13 protein-coding genes and 1 pseudogene are annotated in these 15,177 nt (G+C 56.5%); 8 read left to right on the forward strand and 6 right to left on the reverse strand.

The features are described from left to right. Positions 1–173 precede the first annotated feature (173 nt). Together MCM46_08635 and MCM46_08640 are read right to left on the reverse strand one after the other, a co-directional pair. Positions 174–839, reverse strand: coding sequence for an HAD family phosphatase (locus MCM46_08635; GenBank protein ID MCG3111872.1), 666 nt, complete (start codon positions 837–839; stop codon positions 174–176). A 19-nt stretch (positions 840–858) separates the two neighbouring features. Beyond that, positions 859–1,452, reverse strand: a complete 594-nt coding sequence (locus MCM46_08640) for a gamma-glutamyl-gamma-aminobutyrate hydrolase family protein (GenBank protein ID MCG3111873.1) — start codon at positions 1,450–1,452, stop codon at positions 859–861. A 465-nt stretch (positions 1,453–1,917) separates the two neighbouring features. On the opposite strand from MCM46_08640, the gene smc reads away from it, so the two are divergent. The 6 genes from smc (at position 1,918) to MCM46_08670 (ending at position 8,369) form a co-directional block, all read left to right on the forward strand. Then, on the forward strand, positions 1,918–5,523 hold the full coding sequence (gene smc / locus MCM46_08645) for a chromosome segregation protein SMC (GenBank protein MCG3111874.1): 3,606 nt from the start codon (positions 1,918–1,920) through the stop codon (positions 5,521–5,523). Positions 5,524–5,568: 45 nt separating this feature from the next. Further along, positions 5,569–5,997 carry an ester cyclase gene (locus tag MCM46_08650; GenBank protein MCG3111875.1) on the forward strand — a complete coding sequence of 143 codons (429 nt, stop codon included), beginning with the start codon at positions 5,569–5,571 and terminating at the stop codon, positions 5,995–5,997. A gap of 278 nt (positions 5,998–6,275) precedes the next feature. Continuing rightward, positions 6,276–6,671 (forward strand): hypothetical protein, encoded by a 396-nt coding sequence (locus MCM46_08655; protein ID MCG3111876.1) that lies wholly within the window; start codon positions 6,276–6,278, stop codon positions 6,669–6,671. Between the two features lie 370 nt (positions 6,672–7,041). Beyond that, complete coding sequence (locus tag MCM46_08660) at positions 7,042–7,437, forward strand: hypothetical protein (protein MCG3111877.1); 396 nt, start codon at positions 7,042–7,044, stop codon at positions 7,435–7,437. Beyond that, on the forward strand, positions 7,407–7,844 hold the full coding sequence (locus tag MCM46_08665; GenBank protein MCG3111878.1) for an RsbRD N-terminal domain-containing protein: 438 nt from the start codon (positions 7,407–7,409) through the stop codon (positions 7,842–7,844). Before MCM46_08660 ends, MCM46_08665 begins: the two co-directional genes overlap by 31 nt. Before the next feature lie 45 nt (positions 7,845–7,889). Next, positions 7,890–8,369 (forward strand): DUF456 domain-containing protein, encoded by a 480-nt coding sequence (locus MCM46_08670; protein MCG3111879.1) that lies wholly within the window; start codon positions 7,890–7,892, stop codon positions 8,367–8,369. A 42-nt stretch (positions 8,370–8,411) separates the two neighbouring features. Here the strand turns inward: MCM46_08670 and MCM46_08675 are convergent, their stop codons facing one another. Next, positions 8,412–9,269, reverse strand: coding sequence for a metal-dependent hydrolase (locus tag MCM46_08675; protein MCG3111880.1), 858 nt, complete (start codon positions 9,267–9,269; stop codon positions 8,412–8,414). A gap of 581 nt (positions 9,270–9,850) precedes the next feature. Here MCM46_08675 and MCM46_08680 point away from each other — a divergent pair. Then, positions 9,851–10,492, forward strand: a pseudogene (locus MCM46_08680) (M20/M25/M40 family metallo-hydrolase). A gap of 48 nt (positions 10,493–10,540) precedes the next feature. Here the strand turns inward: MCM46_08680 and MCM46_08685 are convergent. Beyond that, positions 10,541–11,155, reverse strand: coding sequence for a PilZ domain-containing protein (locus MCM46_08685; protein MCG3111881.1), 615 nt, complete (start codon positions 11,153–11,155; stop codon positions 10,541–10,543). Positions 11,156–11,526: 371 nt separating this feature from the next. On the opposite strand from MCM46_08685, the gene MCM46_08690 reads away from it, so the two are divergent. Then, a complete protein-coding gene (locus tag MCM46_08690) occupies positions 11,527–11,955 on the forward strand; it encodes a peptidylprolyl isomerase (GenBank protein MCG3111882.1) in 429 nt (142 codons plus the stop codon). A gap of 57 nt (positions 11,956–12,012) precedes the next feature. On the opposite strand, the gene MCM46_08695 is transcribed toward MCM46_08690, so the two are convergent. Together MCM46_08695 and rimO are read right to left on the reverse strand one after the other, a co-directional pair. Then, positions 12,013–13,254, reverse strand: coding sequence for an anion transporter (locus MCM46_08695; protein ID MCG3111883.1), 1,242 nt, complete (start codon positions 13,252–13,254; stop codon positions 12,013–12,015). A 7-nt stretch (positions 13,255–13,261) separates the two neighbouring features. Beyond that, complete coding sequence (rimO, locus tag MCM46_08700; GenBank protein ID MCG3111884.1) at positions 13,262–14,701, reverse strand: 30S ribosomal protein S12 methylthiotransferase RimO; 1,440 nt, start codon at positions 14,699–14,701, stop codon at positions 13,262–13,264. Between the last annotated feature and the right edge of the window lie 476 nt (positions 14,702–15,177).

Below are 15,177 nucleotides of genomic sequence, written 5' to 3' on the forward strand. Positions count from 1 at the left end.
GGATGGTGTAGTCGATTATTTGAAGATCAGGGACACATCCTATTTCCGAATATGAAAAATTAATTATGGGATGTGTCCCTGATTACTTTCTAACGGAATGTTCGGCTCACCTTTTATCGTAAAACGATAGTGAACACGTTTCTAGGAAAAAACCGACCTGATGCGGCTGACCACTAGGCATTCAAGGAATTAATGGAAGAAGGTTGGTCGTTTCTTTTAGTATGAAGTAGACCATAAATGTGTTGTAGCTGGCGCCGGCAGTCGTCGGCCCCCTGAAATAAAATCGACTCCATCCCGAGCCGTCGTGCGCTCTCCACATTGGGAAGATGGTCGTCGATGAAGACACAGGTAGCGGGAACCAATCCGTACCGGGAGAAGAGATGGTGAAAAATCTCGGCGTCCGGCTTGATCATTCGAATGTGCGCCGAGATCACCAGCCCCTTGAACTTCCCCCAAAAATCATATCGCCTCTGAAGATAGGCAAAGACATTCACCTGCATGTTCGACACACAATAAAGATGCATCCCTTCCTTCGACAGCTCTTCTAAAAGCGCGAATGTCGGCTGAATGGGGATGAGGGTCTCTCTTACAGTGTCCATCAATTTCTTCATCTCCGAGAGAGGCCGCCCCGATCGCCGCTGGAATAACAGAATCGCCGCTTCCTCGTCGAGGGTCCCTTTATCCAGGGCAAGCCAATCGGGATGTTGAAATACCTCCTTCTTGATGAGGGCCTGCGTCTTCGGGGCCTCCGGATAAAGCCGCGCTAAGATTTGGTCGGGCTTCCACTCCAGCAAAACACCGCCGAGGTCGAAAACAATGTTCTGAATAGACCGACTCATTAACCCTCCGCCATCAAATTCATTTCGGAATGAATTTCGTCCACCGCTCGAAAACGACGCCCCCGATCTTTTGTAGCCGGGGAAGGTGATCATCCACCTTGTCGACAATTTCCCGCCGATCAATCCGGCATTCCTTGAGTTCCTCGGAAAAAGTCTCCACCATCTCCCCAATGATCTTCTGAGTCACTTCCATATGGAACAGAAATCCGTAGGCGTGGGGTCCATAACGAAAGGCTTGGTGCTCTGTCTGCTCCGATCGGGCCAACGGGACCGCCCCTTCGGGGAGTTGAAAGAGATCCCCATGCCAATGATAGGCCGTGAAAACCGGTTCGATTCCTTTCCAGAGTCGATCGGTCTGCGCCTCTTGCGTCAGCTGCACCGGATGCCATCCGATCTCTTTTCTCTTCCCCGGCGCGACCGCCCCCCCCAATGCGGCCGCCAAGAGCTGGCTCCCGAGGCAAACCCCCAAGATCGGCTTTTCTTCTTTGAGGGCCTGCTCGATTAATCGCATCTCGTCCGAAAGGAAGGGATACCGAGGATGATCATACACCCCCATCGGTCCGCCCATTACGATGAGTCCGGCGGCATCTCCCATCGTCTTCGGAACAGGCATCCCTACGAAAGGCCGGATGTATTCCAGCGAGAGCTTCTCCGTCCCCAGGGAATCGGCAATGGTTCCCGGCGTCTCACAGCCAATGTGTTGGAGTACAAGAACGTTTGGAATCGATTTTCCTCCAAAAAGCCTTAAAACCTTTCATTGGTTCAGTATATCCCGTCTGGATGAGTCGGATGGCAATCTTTAGCACTTCTGTGCAAAAGCTGCAACCACTGACCGCCACCCGCTGGGCCCTTCTATTATAGACACCCCTATATAGGCTATTTTTTCTTTACTTTAGCCCAAACCTGTGTTATGAAGAAACAAGTTTCTTGTTGTTTTGGAGGTCTTTCTGCTTATCTTGATGGACCGATTCGACATTCAGGATCGATCCCCCACGACGCCGGGAATTTTCTTCCCCGCCCCGGTTTGCTTAATTCCTTTTCTCTCCAATTTACCCATCGAATATTTGAGGATGTAAAGATGCGTCTTAAAAAATTAGAGGTCTTCGGATTTAAATCGTTCTTCGACAAAACCGTGGTTACCTTTCAACCCGGCATCAATGCCATCGTCGGGCCGAACGGCTGCGGGAAGAGCAATCTGGCCGATGCCATCCTCTGGGTGCTGGGAGAGCAGAGCGCCAAAAACCTCCGCGGGGAAAAAATGGAAGATGTGATCTTCAACGGAACGGAGCAGCGCAAAGCGCTCGGGATGGCGGAGGTGTCTTTGACCTTCGGCGACATCGACAATGAACTCCCCCCTCCCTACTCCCCTTACGCCGAGATTACCGTCAGCCGGCGGCTCTTCCGCTCGGGCGAGAGCGAATATCTCATCAACAAGACGACCTGCCGGTTGAAAGATATCCGGGATCTATTGATCGATACCGGGGCCGGATACCGCGCCCATACCATCATCGAGCAGGGGAAGGTCGATGATCTGATCTCCGCCTCCCCGATGCAGCGGCGGGAGCTCGTCGAAGAAGCGGCCGGAATCGCCAAGTACCGCCTCCGGAAAGCGGAAGCCCTCCGCAAACTGGAAGCGACCGAACAGAACCTCACGCGCGTCCGCGATATCATCGGCGAGATCAAGCGGCAGATCAATTCCCTCGACCGCCAGGCACGAAAGGCGGAAAAATATCAGAAACTGCGGGAGGAGCTCCGCGCGCTGGAGCTGTGGGTCGCCCGCGCCGAGTGGGATCAGTGGTGCGGAACACGCGAGCTTTTGGAGCAGGAAGAGAGGGGGCTGCAGGAGACGGCGTCTTCGGAAGAGAACCGTCTCGCCGGGCTTGATCTGAAGCAGGCCGAGATCAAGCTCGCCTTGACGGAGCAGGAGCAGGCGCTGGGGCAGATTAAGACGCAGGTCTTCGAGATTGAAGGGAAGATCCAGCGGCTGGAAGGGCGGATTGAGACGATCCGCGCCCAGCGGAAAGAGTGGAGCGAGACCGAAGCGCGCAATCAGCAGGAGATCGGAGAGATCCGTCAGGCCGAAGCGAGCCTGAAAGCGGAAGAAGAACTCCTTGAGAAAGAGCGGGAAGAGATCGAGCGGGAACAACCGGAGCGGGAGCGGCTCCTCGCCGAACGGCAGGAAGAGTCGAGCCGGCGCGAAGAAGAGCTCAACCGTGAGATTGCCCGCCTGGAGCAGGAGAAGGTCGTTCTCTTCGAGCTCGCCTCGCGGCTCACCCAAGCGAACAATAACCTCCTCCACATTGAGCGGCGTAAAGAGGATCTCTTTAGACGTAAAGGGCGCGGCGCCCAGGAACTCGAAGCGGTCCAAGGGAAAAAACAAACGATCGAAGAGGCCGCCGGCCAGTTGAAAGGGGCATTGGAGCAAACACGGCAGCGTCTCTCGGAAAAGAGCGCCGCGCAGACCGCCGCCGCCGCCCGTTTAAAAGAAACGGAAGCCGACCTCAAAGCTCAGTCGGCCCGGCTCTCGCAGGCGAAGGAAGAGTGGGCCGCCCTGGCCGCTCAGGTCGCCTCCCGCGAAGGTTTTTACAGGGGGCTTCTCGGCTCGGGAACGGAGAGCTTGCTGGTCCAGCTCCAGGGAACTCACGGGATGGTCGCCGACTTTATCGACGTGCCGGCCCCCTACGAAAAAGCGATTGAAGCGGTGCTCGAGAGCCGTCTGCGGGGCATTATCGTGGAAGGACCGGCCGAGATCAAGCAGGGAATCGATCACCTCCGGCAATCTCAGATGGGGCGGGGAACGTTCTTCCCCCGCCAGCCCCGCGTTCGGAAGGAGGGAGCTCCCCCCCTCGAAGCGGGCCAAGACGGGGTCATCGGCCGCGCCCTCGATCTGGTGACCAGCCGCGAAGGGTATGACGCCCTGGCGAACGCCCTCCTCGGAGAGGTGGTTCTGGTTCGAGACCTCGACGTCGCCCTTCGGCTCTGGGAGAGCGCATCGGCCCCGACCGTCTGGGTCACCTTGCGTGGAGAGGTCTTGGATCCCTCCGGGGGGGTGACCGGGGGAGAGCGGGGTGAGACCGGTCTTCTTGAACAAAAGCGGGAGATCAAATCGTTATCCGACCAGATGGACCATCTTCATGAAGAGATCCGCCGGTTGGAAGGGGAAATCACTGAAACGCAGGGGACCCTCCAGACCACGCGGCAGGAGATCGAAACGCTGACGGCGGAGATCCGGTCGCTCGAGATGCAGCAACTGCACGAGCAGAAAGACCACAGCACCTCCCTCGTCGAAATTGATCGCCTCCAGAATGCGCTTCAAACGGTTCTCTTCGAGCAAGAGGAAGGAACGAAGGAAGAACGGGAACTCTTGCAGCAGGAAGAAGGAGAGCGGAACCGGATCGCCGAAGCGCAGCGCCTCAAGGGAGAAAAAGAGGCAGAAATTGTCCGCCAGCAGGAGCAGGTCGAGGCATTTCGGCAGAGCTTGGGGGGAATGAAAGAAGAGGTTGTCCGGTTAAAGATGGAAACGGCCTCCCTCAAAGAGCGGCATCGTCACCTCCTGGAGAAGCGGGACCGGGTCCGCCGGGCCCAGGAAGAGCTCGGGCAGCGATTCCAAGAGAAAGAGCGTCTTCTCGCCTCGCTCAAGGAGAAGTGGCGGGCGGCTGAAACAGAAGAGGCTGAAACAACCACGGCCATTTCGCAGGCCATGTCCGAACGGGAGGAAAAGGTCTCCCAGATCCGTGAGAAGACCGAGGTCCACGCCGCCGTTCTGGCGCAATTACAACAGATAGAGGAGGAGATCCACCAGGTTCGCTCGCAGCTGGACCAGACCCAGAAATCGCTCCAGGAGCGCGCCCTTCGCAAGATTGAAGCCCAGATGACGCAGGAAAAGATCCGGGAGACGATCTTCATGAATTATCAAATCGAGATCGCCGAGACGACTCCCCCTCCCCCCCCTTCTTCCGAAGAAGGAGCGTGGACGATGGACCAGGCGCGAGATCGCGCGGCAACGCTCCGGCGCGCGCTCGATGAGATGGGGCCGGTAAACATCGGCGCCATCGAAGAGTACCGCGAGCTGGAGACCCGCTACCAGTTCCTCACATCGCAGGAGACCGATTTAACCACTTCGATGGAGAGTCTCCGGCAGGCGATCGCCAAGATCAACAAAACCACGCAGAGTCTCTTCACCGATACGTTCCACCTCCTGAATGAGAAATTCAAACAGGTCTTCGTCTCCTTCTTCGGCGGCGGCAATGCGGAGTTGATCCTGCTGGACGAGGCCCATCCGCTCGAATCGGGGATCGAGATGGTGGCGCAGCCTCCGGGGAAGAAACCGCGCAGCATCACCCTTCTCTCCGGCGGGGAGAAGGCGCTGACGGCGATCTCCCTCTTGTTTGCAACGTTCCTGATCCATCCGAGCCCCTTCTGTCTGCTCGATGAGATCGACGCCCCGCTCGATGAAGAGAACACGCGCCGGTTCACCAAGGCGATCGACGACATGTCGCAGCAGACGCAATTTATCGTCATCACCCACAACAAGCGGACGATGGAGATTGCCGATGTCCTTTACGGGGTCACGATGGAAGAGACCGGTCTCTCCCGCCTCATCTCGGTCGACTTGAACGAGAAGGAGCGAACGAACGGCAATGGACATCCGGTCGGAGCGCCGGTGACATCCGATTCAATTTAATTTGTTTGGTCGATCGACCCACCCACGATGATGGAGGAGGAGAAGATGTCCGCGGAAGAGAATGCCAACATCGTTCGGGAACATTACAGCGCCTTCAATAAACGTGATTTCGGGTACGGGGCAACCCTGGTCGATCCAAAGGTGCGATGGACCAATATCCCCTTTGCGACCACCTACGAGGGGCCGGAAGGGTATAAAGCGTTTTTAAAGATGTGGACCACCGCCTTCTCGGATGCGCGGATCGAGATCACGAATTTGATCGCCTCGGGTGATTGGGTCACCGTCGAGTTCACCGGGAAAGGAACCCATCAATCGGGCCCGCTCATCGGCCCCAAAGGATCGATCCCGCCGACCGGCAAGTCGATCGATCTCTCGTTCTGCGAGATCTTCAAACTCAAAAACGGAAAAATCTCCCTCGCCCGCCTCTATTTCGATGCCGCCACAATGCTGCGGCAGCTGGAAAAGCTCCCCTAACCGGACGTAGATTATTTTCATCCGACCGGTCTCATTTTTGTGAACTTTCCCGCTTGATTGAGAACAATTAATTTCGTTATACTTTTTCATGATACTCAAGATCAGTGTAACGCATGAGGGGTCCTCCTTTTCTTCAAGGTAGGGTGTTGGGCCGACATCATCCTTAAAGAGAAGATGGCCCCTTTTCATTTTGATTGCGACGAGGCGCGCAGCATCGTTTCCACCGCACGGATAGAAACAACCACCTAAACAGATCACGGATCGGGAAAGAGCGCCGCATGTTCACACAAGAGGATTTCGAGCAACTGATCAAGCATTACAATGACGACTATCTTTATCTATTAATACGGGCGAGCCACCGGAGTTATGAGTGCCTCATCTCCTCGTTTATGGTGCTGAAGGATCTCTATCACGTAATCGTCAAGTTCCAGGCCTCTGGAGATTTCCAATTTCGAACCCTCCCTTATCCTTTGTCTTTTCGCGCCAACGACGATCTTCTCAAGAGCATGGGGTTCGACGACGAAGAAATCAGAAACATCTATCACTTTCTTGAATTCGTGAAGCAAACACAAGGGAAAGAGTTTGAGGAATGTTTAGAAGGAAGCGTCTACAATTTGTGTAAACGTCTGCCGGATGATCAAGCTTGGAAAATGAAAAGCGCATTGCCTTCGTAGCAGGACCTTCAAACAGGAGGCTACGTAGATGGAAGCGGGCGGAACGGCACAGGGATCAATACATCTCACCTCCATCTGGGCAGCTCTCCTTAAAAAACGGCGCCATTTTCCTTCGGGTTCCCCCCTCTTTTTGCCGATTTCTAAGCGTTGTAACGGAATGAATTTCCCTTCTTGAACCGAGAAGAATGCCCTGGCTATACTTTCGGTAACCCTTTCTCTCGGCGCTTCAAATAGGTACACACCATTCGCTTCGTAAAGCGACTGTATCAACCGGTGCCCTTATTCTTTCTCACCTTGTCAAGGTGGGGGCGGCAATGAGTCATTGCCCGTAGCGTTTTGTGAACAATATAATTAAAAGGAAGAGAGACGCATGTTTACACAGGATGATTTCGAGCAACTGATCAAAAACTACAATGAAGATTTTATTTATCTCCTGATACGGGCCAGCCAACAAAGTTATGAATGCCTTATCTCGTCCTTTATGATGCTGAAGGATCTCCATAACGCCATTGTCAAATTTCAAGCATCGGGGAAATTTCTATTTCGAATTCTTCCCTATCCGTTGTCCTTTCGCGCGAACGACGATCTCTTGAGGACCATGGGATTTAACGACGAGGAGATCAGAAACATCTACGGCTTTCTTGAATTCGTAAAAGAAACACAAGGAAAAGAGTTCGAAGAGTGTTTGAAAGAGAGTGTGTACAACCTGTGTAAACGTGAGCCCGGAGATCAGCCATGGCGAATGAGAAGCTCAGTGCCTTCGTAGAAGCAAATATCGAACATCTCACCGAAATGTGGATGCAGGCCGTGCGGAGCGACGCACGGATCGATTCGGACGCCGCGCTGTCGCGCCTTGAATTACGCGACCATGTTCCTGCGATTATCGAAGAAATCTGCGAATTACTTCGAGCCGATGAAACACCGTCCCCCACCAACACATTGGAAGGGCGCGTCAAAGTCTACCTGCGCTTTCAACAAGGTTATCGCGGACGAGAGCTTGCAAGGGAAGTCTCTTTGTTGAGGACAGCATTGCTCGATTTCCTGGCGGATCGCTGCGCCGATCCGTTGATGAACGCGGCTCTGAAAGTCTATTATCCTGCGGCGCGCATCGTCAATCTTTATATGGACGAAATCCTGATTAATGCCATTTCGGCTTATAGTGAAGCCGCCTAGTCCGCTAAGCCGCCGGCGGTCGGCCACGCGCCGCTTGAACCCCCGATGATCGCCCTTCTCTCGGTTCTCGCCGTCGTTTTGATCGTGCTCGGCCTCGCCGGGCTGGTGTTGCCCGCCCTTCCCGGCGCGCCGCTCCTTTTCGTCGGCTTGCTCCTGGCAGCCTGGGCGGAAGATTTCGTCTATGTGGGGGGATGGACGCTGGCGGCGCTGGGGGGGATGGCGGTGCTGACCTATCTGGTCGACTTCGCAGCAACGGCGTTCGGAGCAAAGCGCTTCGGCGCCTCCAGACGTGCGATGGCCGGGGCAGCATTGGGCGGGCTGGCCGGCCTGTTTTTGGGATTGCCGGGGGTCTTATTGGGTCCTTTTATCGGGGCGGTCATCGGCGAGCTCACCCTCCGTCGCGATCTTGCGGCGGCAGGACGGGCGGGTGTGGGCGCCTCCCTCGGATTGGCAATCGGCGCGGCGGCCAAGCTCGCGCTCGGGTTTACCATGCTGGGAGTCTTCCTCGTCGCGCGGTTTGTATAGAGCAGGATGTCGGATGACGCGAAGACCCGCCCGTTCCATTGTCTACTTCTTGAGCTTCTTCCCCTCGAATACCACCGTCTGTCCCGGCTTCATCACCCGGGCGGGAATCTTTTCTTTGCCGAGTGCATCGACGAAGGGCTTCGGGTCTTGCGTCAGAATCGGCATCGTTCCGAAGTGATGCGGGATGGCCAGCTTCGCTTTGACCGTCGCGGCGGCCTTGGCCGCCATCGCCGGGGACATTCCAAAGTGGCCGCCGATGTTGATCAGGGCGACGTCGGGGGCATGCTGGCCGATCAACGCCATATCGCCGAAGTAGGCGGTGTCGCCGGTGTGATAGATCGTCGGACCGTTCTTGATGATCACGATGAACCCGCCCGGATTGCCCCCATAGACGATGTCGGCCTCCTGGGGTCCCGCGTTCGGATTGCCGAGGCCGCTGGAGTGGACGGCCGGCGTCATCACGACGGTCACTTCTCCCTTGGCAATCTCGATCTCTCCCCCAATGTTCAGGAAAGTGTCGAACCCGACCTGCTCTTTGGGAAACCCGAGGAGCTTCACCATATTGCCCCCCAGCTCGGCATTCGTGACAAGCCGGGCCCCTGTTTTTTTCGCCAAGGCGACTGAATCGCCGACGTGGTCCATGTGACCGTGTGTAATCAGGAGATAATCGGCTTTTTGAAATAGGGCGAGCGGATCTTTCTCTTCCTGCGCATTCGGATTGACCGGGTTCTTCAGCCAGGGATCGATCACCAGCACCGCTCCGCCGGGGGTCACAATCTCAAACGCCGCATGGCCATGCCAGGTCAGCCGGGTTTCCGCTCCCCACGCGGAAACAACCGGCATCAAGAAAATCGCCGATAAAAGAAGCGCCAGCCTGAACAGATTTCCCTTCCGATTCATCGCATCATCCTCCCTCTCCGTTGATAGGATTACACCACGCAGCCGGCCCGATCTTTCCACTGAGATGATCCGCTCCGTTGTAACCGAATTCATCCTCCCTCGTCAACCCTCCACCCTCTTCTTGTGGCCGCGCCTCCGATTCCGATAGAATCAAAAACAAACGGCGTATCCGCGAGGAGGATTTGTCTACAGGACGCCGGGAGAAATCACCGATGACCCTTCGGCTTCATTCAGGAACGATCCTGCTGCTGACCCTGCTCGGTGTCGGGCTGATTGGACTTTTCTTCCTCTGGAGTGTCATGATCCGAATGCCCGCGGCCTCTTTCCGCGGACCCCTCCCGCCCCTCACCCCCGCGGAAGAAACAAGCCGCGCGCGGCTTCAATCCCACCTCTCTGTTCTCGCCGGTCGGATCGGCGAGCGGAACCTTCAAAAACCGGCGCCGCTTGAAGCGGCGGCGAGTTATATCGAATCGACCCTTCGGCAAATCGGTTACGGAATCGTCTCACAGGAGTACACTCACAACGGCCAAACGTTCCGGAATCTGGAGGCGACCCTCCCGGGCCAAGACGGGACGGAAGAGGTTGTTCTTTTCGGCGCGCATTACGACTCGGTCTTCGGCTCGCCGGGAGCGGACGACAATGCCACCGGGGTGGCGGCGCTCCTGGAGCTGGCCGCGTTATTGAAGGGGGAACGATTCGACCGGACCATTCGGTTCGTCGCCTTCACCAACGAGGAGCCCCCTATTTTTCTGACCGGCCAGATGGGAAGCCGGGCCTACGCCCGTGAAGCAAGACGGCGGGGGGATAAAATCACGGCGATGGTTTCGATCGAGTCGATCGGTTATTACGCCTCGGAGCCCGGCAGCCAGCGGTATCCCTTCCCGTTCAGCTTCTTTTATCCGGATCGCGGCGACTTTATCGCCTTTGTCGGAAACATCCGGTACAGGCGACTGGTGAAACAAAGCATCGCCGCCTTTCGAAGGAGAACCCCCTTCCCCTCGGAGGGGGTCGCCGCCCCCGCCTGGATCCCCGGCGTCTTTTGGTCCGATCACGACTCGTTTTGGAAGGAGGGCTACCCGGCGATGATGATCACCGACACGGTCCCCTTTCGAAACCCACACTACCATCTCCCCACCGACAGGCCGGAGACGGTCGATCAGGTTCGCCTGGCGCGGGTGGTTCACGGCCTGGCCGATGTCGCCCGAAGTTTGGCGCAGAAGTAAAGAGGGAAGCCGAGCCATGCGCTGAAAGATAGAATTCCGGCGGGGCCGTTAAGCGGGGGGAGCGTCGGGGGGATGTTTCTTCACCAGGAAGCGGGCGATGTCGCCGATTTGGGTCGGATCGGGAGAGAGGAACTCGACGCCGACCCCCTCCGAACCGGTCCATCGAATTTGACCGGCGAGATGAATCTCTTCATCATTCAATAAAAACTGGACCTCGATAATGTCTCCGAGATTGAAGCGATGGGCCGTCCGCACAAAACAGCCCCCTTCACTCAGGTCCACCAGCAATGACGGCTCTTTATCCAGAAGGGCCTCCTGCTGAACCTTCAAACGGGTCGAACGTCTCGCGATGGAGGCATCCTGTATTTTCTTAATGGCATCGACAAGGCGCAGAAGCTGATCGTCGTTGTGGGACTCGAATCGGATTCCGTATTGGTTCGCGCCGATCACGTGAATGACCCGGCCGCGCAGATGAAACGTTTCGCCGAAGGCGGAGAACCTCACTTCGAGCGGGTCGGCATCGGCCAGGGGCTTGTTGCACTCGACAAGACATCCGCCGAGACTCAGTTTTTTGATCGCCGCGCGGATGTTGCGATTAATCCGCGCTTCGAAGTTGACGTCCACGCGAACGAACTTGCGTCTTTCGTAGGCTGAAACCGACATGGCTTAATTCTCCTATCCGGGATATCTTAAGATGGGATTGGAGATCCGAAACGGATTAATTGTACCAAATTTGAAACAATTTTCAATGGAAATAAAGCCTTCCGTTAAAACACGCAAGCGCGGGTCATTGTTTTTATCTATCCGCGGGAATCTCGATTTCGGCGCCGTGTTCCTGCGGTCAGCGGCTCGACATCTCGGAAAATGGTTTCCCGATTGCAATGATCGGGCGTGATGTTTTATGATTAGAATCACCCTGGATGTTTCCCGTCCCCGATCGGATCGATGAAGACGCGATCTACATCCAATCTTTTTCCAGAAGGACGACCCCTCATCTTACGCCACCCATTGCCATTTACCGAAAGGAGAGAATCATGGCTCAAGCAAAACGCGGGAATGCCGTAAAAGTTCACTACGTCGGAAAATTCGAGGATGGGACGGTATTCGACACCTCCAGAGAACGGGAACCGCTCCCTTTCACGATCGGCGAAGGAGAAGTCATCCCCGGTTTTGAAGAAGCGGTGGTCGGAATGAATCCGGGAGAGTCGAAGAAGGTCGTCATCCCGGCGGAAAACGCCTATGGCCCGCGCCACGAAGAGATGGTCCTGGTGGTCGATCGACAGAACCTCCCCGAAGGGGTCGATCCGCAGGTAGGACAGCAATATCAAATTCCCCAATCCGACGGCCAATCGATCGTCGTCACCGTGACCGACGCCTCCGATTCGAGCGTTACACTGGACGGCAATCATCCTTTGGCGGGACGCGAGCTGACGTTCGAAATTGAGCTGCTTGAAGTGGCCTGATTACCCGACCGATCCGAGGGGAAAAGGTCCGGCCGGCGATCGCCGGCCGGATGCAAGCTACAAAAACCTCGCCTCTAAGATGAGGACCCCTATCCCCACGCCGATCGTCAACAGCGTTAAGATCGCGCCGACCTTGAAGTACTCCCAAAAGGAGATCTCCACCTCCGGGCGCGCCAATGAGACGACAATCAGATTGGCGACCGAGCCGACCAGCGTCAGATTCCCGGCAAGCGTGCTGCTCATCGCCAGGGTGAGCCACCCCAGATCGGGGTTGGGAAGCGCCTCCACAAACGGCTCCAGCAAGACGACCGCCGGAACGTTGCTGACGAGATTCGAGAGAACCAGCGTCACCCCGCTGAGCACCGCCACCACCTGCGCCGGGCTTCCTTGAAGCAGCGGCGCGCTTCCCTCCAGCACCAACCGGACCCACCCCGAACGCTCCAGCCCCCGCATCACCACGAAGAGGGAGGCGAAGAAGACCAGCAGCGTCCAATCGACCTTTCGGAAGGCGAGCTCCGGCTTTCGGTTGCCGATCAGAAAGAGGACCGCCGCCCCCCCGATCGCAACAAGCGGATAGGGCTGCTCGGCGAAGAAGAGCGCCAGCATCCCCGCCACGACCGCCAGGCTTTTGATTAAAAGGGGGCGATCGGTTTCGGGCAGGAGGTCGTTCGGCCCGATCTCGACCGGGGAGGCGGGAGGCGCCAGCTCCTTTCGATAGATCCAGGCGATCACGGCCACGTTCAGGGCCAACCCGATCAGGGTGATCGGCGAGAGCAGGAGGAAGAATCGGGCGAATGAAATCTCCGAATGATTCCCGATGAACATGTTCTGCGGATTTCCCATGATCGACATCTGGCCGCCGATGTTCGACGCCGTCGCCAGCGCAATCAGATAAGGAATCGGGTTCAGGCGAAGCGACCGGAGGAGCAGGAGCAGAATCGGGGTGAAAAGAAGACAGATCGTGTCGTTCACGAAAATGGCGGAGAGAAATCCACTCAACAGGACCACCCAGACCAGGAGGCGAAAAGGGGAGAGGAAGCGGCGGGCCAAACATGACGCGATCCAGTGAAAGAGCCCACCCATGGCAAGATAGGCAACGACGAGCATCATCCCCAGCAGGAGGAGGAGGGTGTCCCAGTCGATGGCGATGTAGGCTTCTTGGAGGGAGAGGACGCCGGTCGCCACCATCAGGACGGCGCCGACCAGCGCGCCGGCCGGCATATCGAGCGGAACGCCCGGGATGTTCCGAACGGCGATAAAGGTATAGGTAAAGAGAAAGATCAGGAGAGAGGCGGTCACGGCCCCCTCACCGATGTATTGACGGCGAGATCATCGGAAGGAGCGCCTCCTCTTTTTGAGGCGGGGCGGGATTGTCTTTTTCCTCCGCGATCTCCCCGACCAGATCGTAATCGTGCGCCGCGGTGATTCGAACGGAGACGAACCGGCCCGGGTTCACCACCTCCCCGCCGGTGTCGTTGATCAGGATGACGCCGTCCACGTCGGGGGCTTGTCCCTCCAATCTCCCTTCGAGAAGAAGATCGCTCTCCTTCGAGAGCCCGTCGACCAAGACTGTCTGGACCGTCCCGATCATCTTCCGGTGTTTTCGCCGTGAAATCTTCCGCTGCATTTCCAAGAGCGTTTTCTGACGTTTGATTTTGACCCCTTCCGCAATCGGATCGCCGAGCGGATGGGCGGAGGTCCCCTCCTCCAGCGAGTAAGTGAAGATGCCGAGCCGGTCGAATTCGGTCTCCCGGATGAACTCCGAAAGGGTCCGGAATTCCTTCTCCGTCTCCCCCGGGAAACCGACGATGAAAGTACTTCGGAGGGTGACGCCGGGGATCCGGTCGCGAAGTTTTTGGATCAGCCGCTCGATGTCGCGCCGCTTCCCCTTTCGGTTCATCTTCTTGAGAATGGTATCATCAATATGCTGAAGCGGGAGGTCGATGTAGCGGCAGATCTTCTCCTCCTCGGCGATCAGATCGATCAACGCGTCGGTGAAATCGGTCGGGTAGGTATAGAAAAGGCGGATCCAACGAAGGCCGTCAATCCGGACCAACGCTTTCAGAAGGGTGACCAGCTCCCCCTTTTTCCGGCGGTCCCAACCGAAGCTGGTGAGGCTCTGCGCGATGAGGTTGATCTCGACCACCCCTTCGTCCGCCAGCGCCTGCGCCTCGCGGACGACCGAATCGATCGTCCGGCTCTGAAGATCCCCCCGAAAAGAGGGAATGCTGCAGAACGAGCACCGGTAGTTACACCCCTCCGAAACCTTGATATAGGCCCAGTGTTTCGGTCCGAGCCGCAGGCGCGGGGTCTCCGGCTGATAGAGATAGGTCGGCGTCTCGGTGAGGCTCGGGCGATGATCCGTTCTCTTCGGATTCAGCAGCGCGTCGCAGAGGGAGGCGATCTTCGGGAAGTCGCCGGTCCCGACGACGGCGTCGATCTCCGGAAGCTGATCGAGGAGATCGCCCGAATAACGCTGCGTCAGACATCCGGTAGCGATGAGCGCTTGGCAGCGGCCGCTCTTTTTCAGCTCTCCCATTTCGATGAGAGTGTCGATCGACTCCTCTTTGGCCTGATCGATGAATCCGCAGGTGTTGACGATCACGATATCGGCCTCTCCCGCTTCGGCGGTCAATTCATACCCCGCCTGAAGGAGCGATCCGAGCATCACCTCGGAATCGACCTGATTCTTGGGACAGCCGAGGCTGACCAGCCCGACTTTTTTCTTTTCATTTGAATACTTCAAACCGACCTCTCCGCAAAGAACGGCTATTGTATGCCAACTTCCCCCGAAAAACAAGCGTTTCGCGAACCAGCCTCTCCCCTCCAGATCCTCTCCTTTGGATTGGATGGATCCTCTTTTTCATTTAACCGTTCTTCCCTCTCTGAGTAGTTTACCAGATCCGATCCGCCTGATTTTCAGGGAACGAGGAGAGATACAGCAAAGCATCGAAATCATACAGCAGGGCAGGGATATTCTTGCGGAAAGACATTCTTCCTTCCGGAAGGCTTCCGAATTCCGGAAGAGAAACCTTCCCACCGATCCCGATTTTGGTCCCTTCGGATCGTCAAACGGCTTTTTTTCTCACTCTTTCCTTCTCCCCGCGTCACGGCACATTGCTTGCTTTAATCTATGATCGTCATACCAACAATCAAACATCCAGGGGGGATAAAATGAATTGCAGAAAATGTGGCGGACTGATGGTGGCGGAGAAATTCTTA

The organism is Candidatus Manganitrophus morganii (assembly GCA_021651055.1).
Classification (GTDB): domain Bacteria; phylum Nitrospirota; class Nitrospiria; order SBBL01; family Manganitrophaceae; genus Manganitrophus; species Manganitrophus morganii.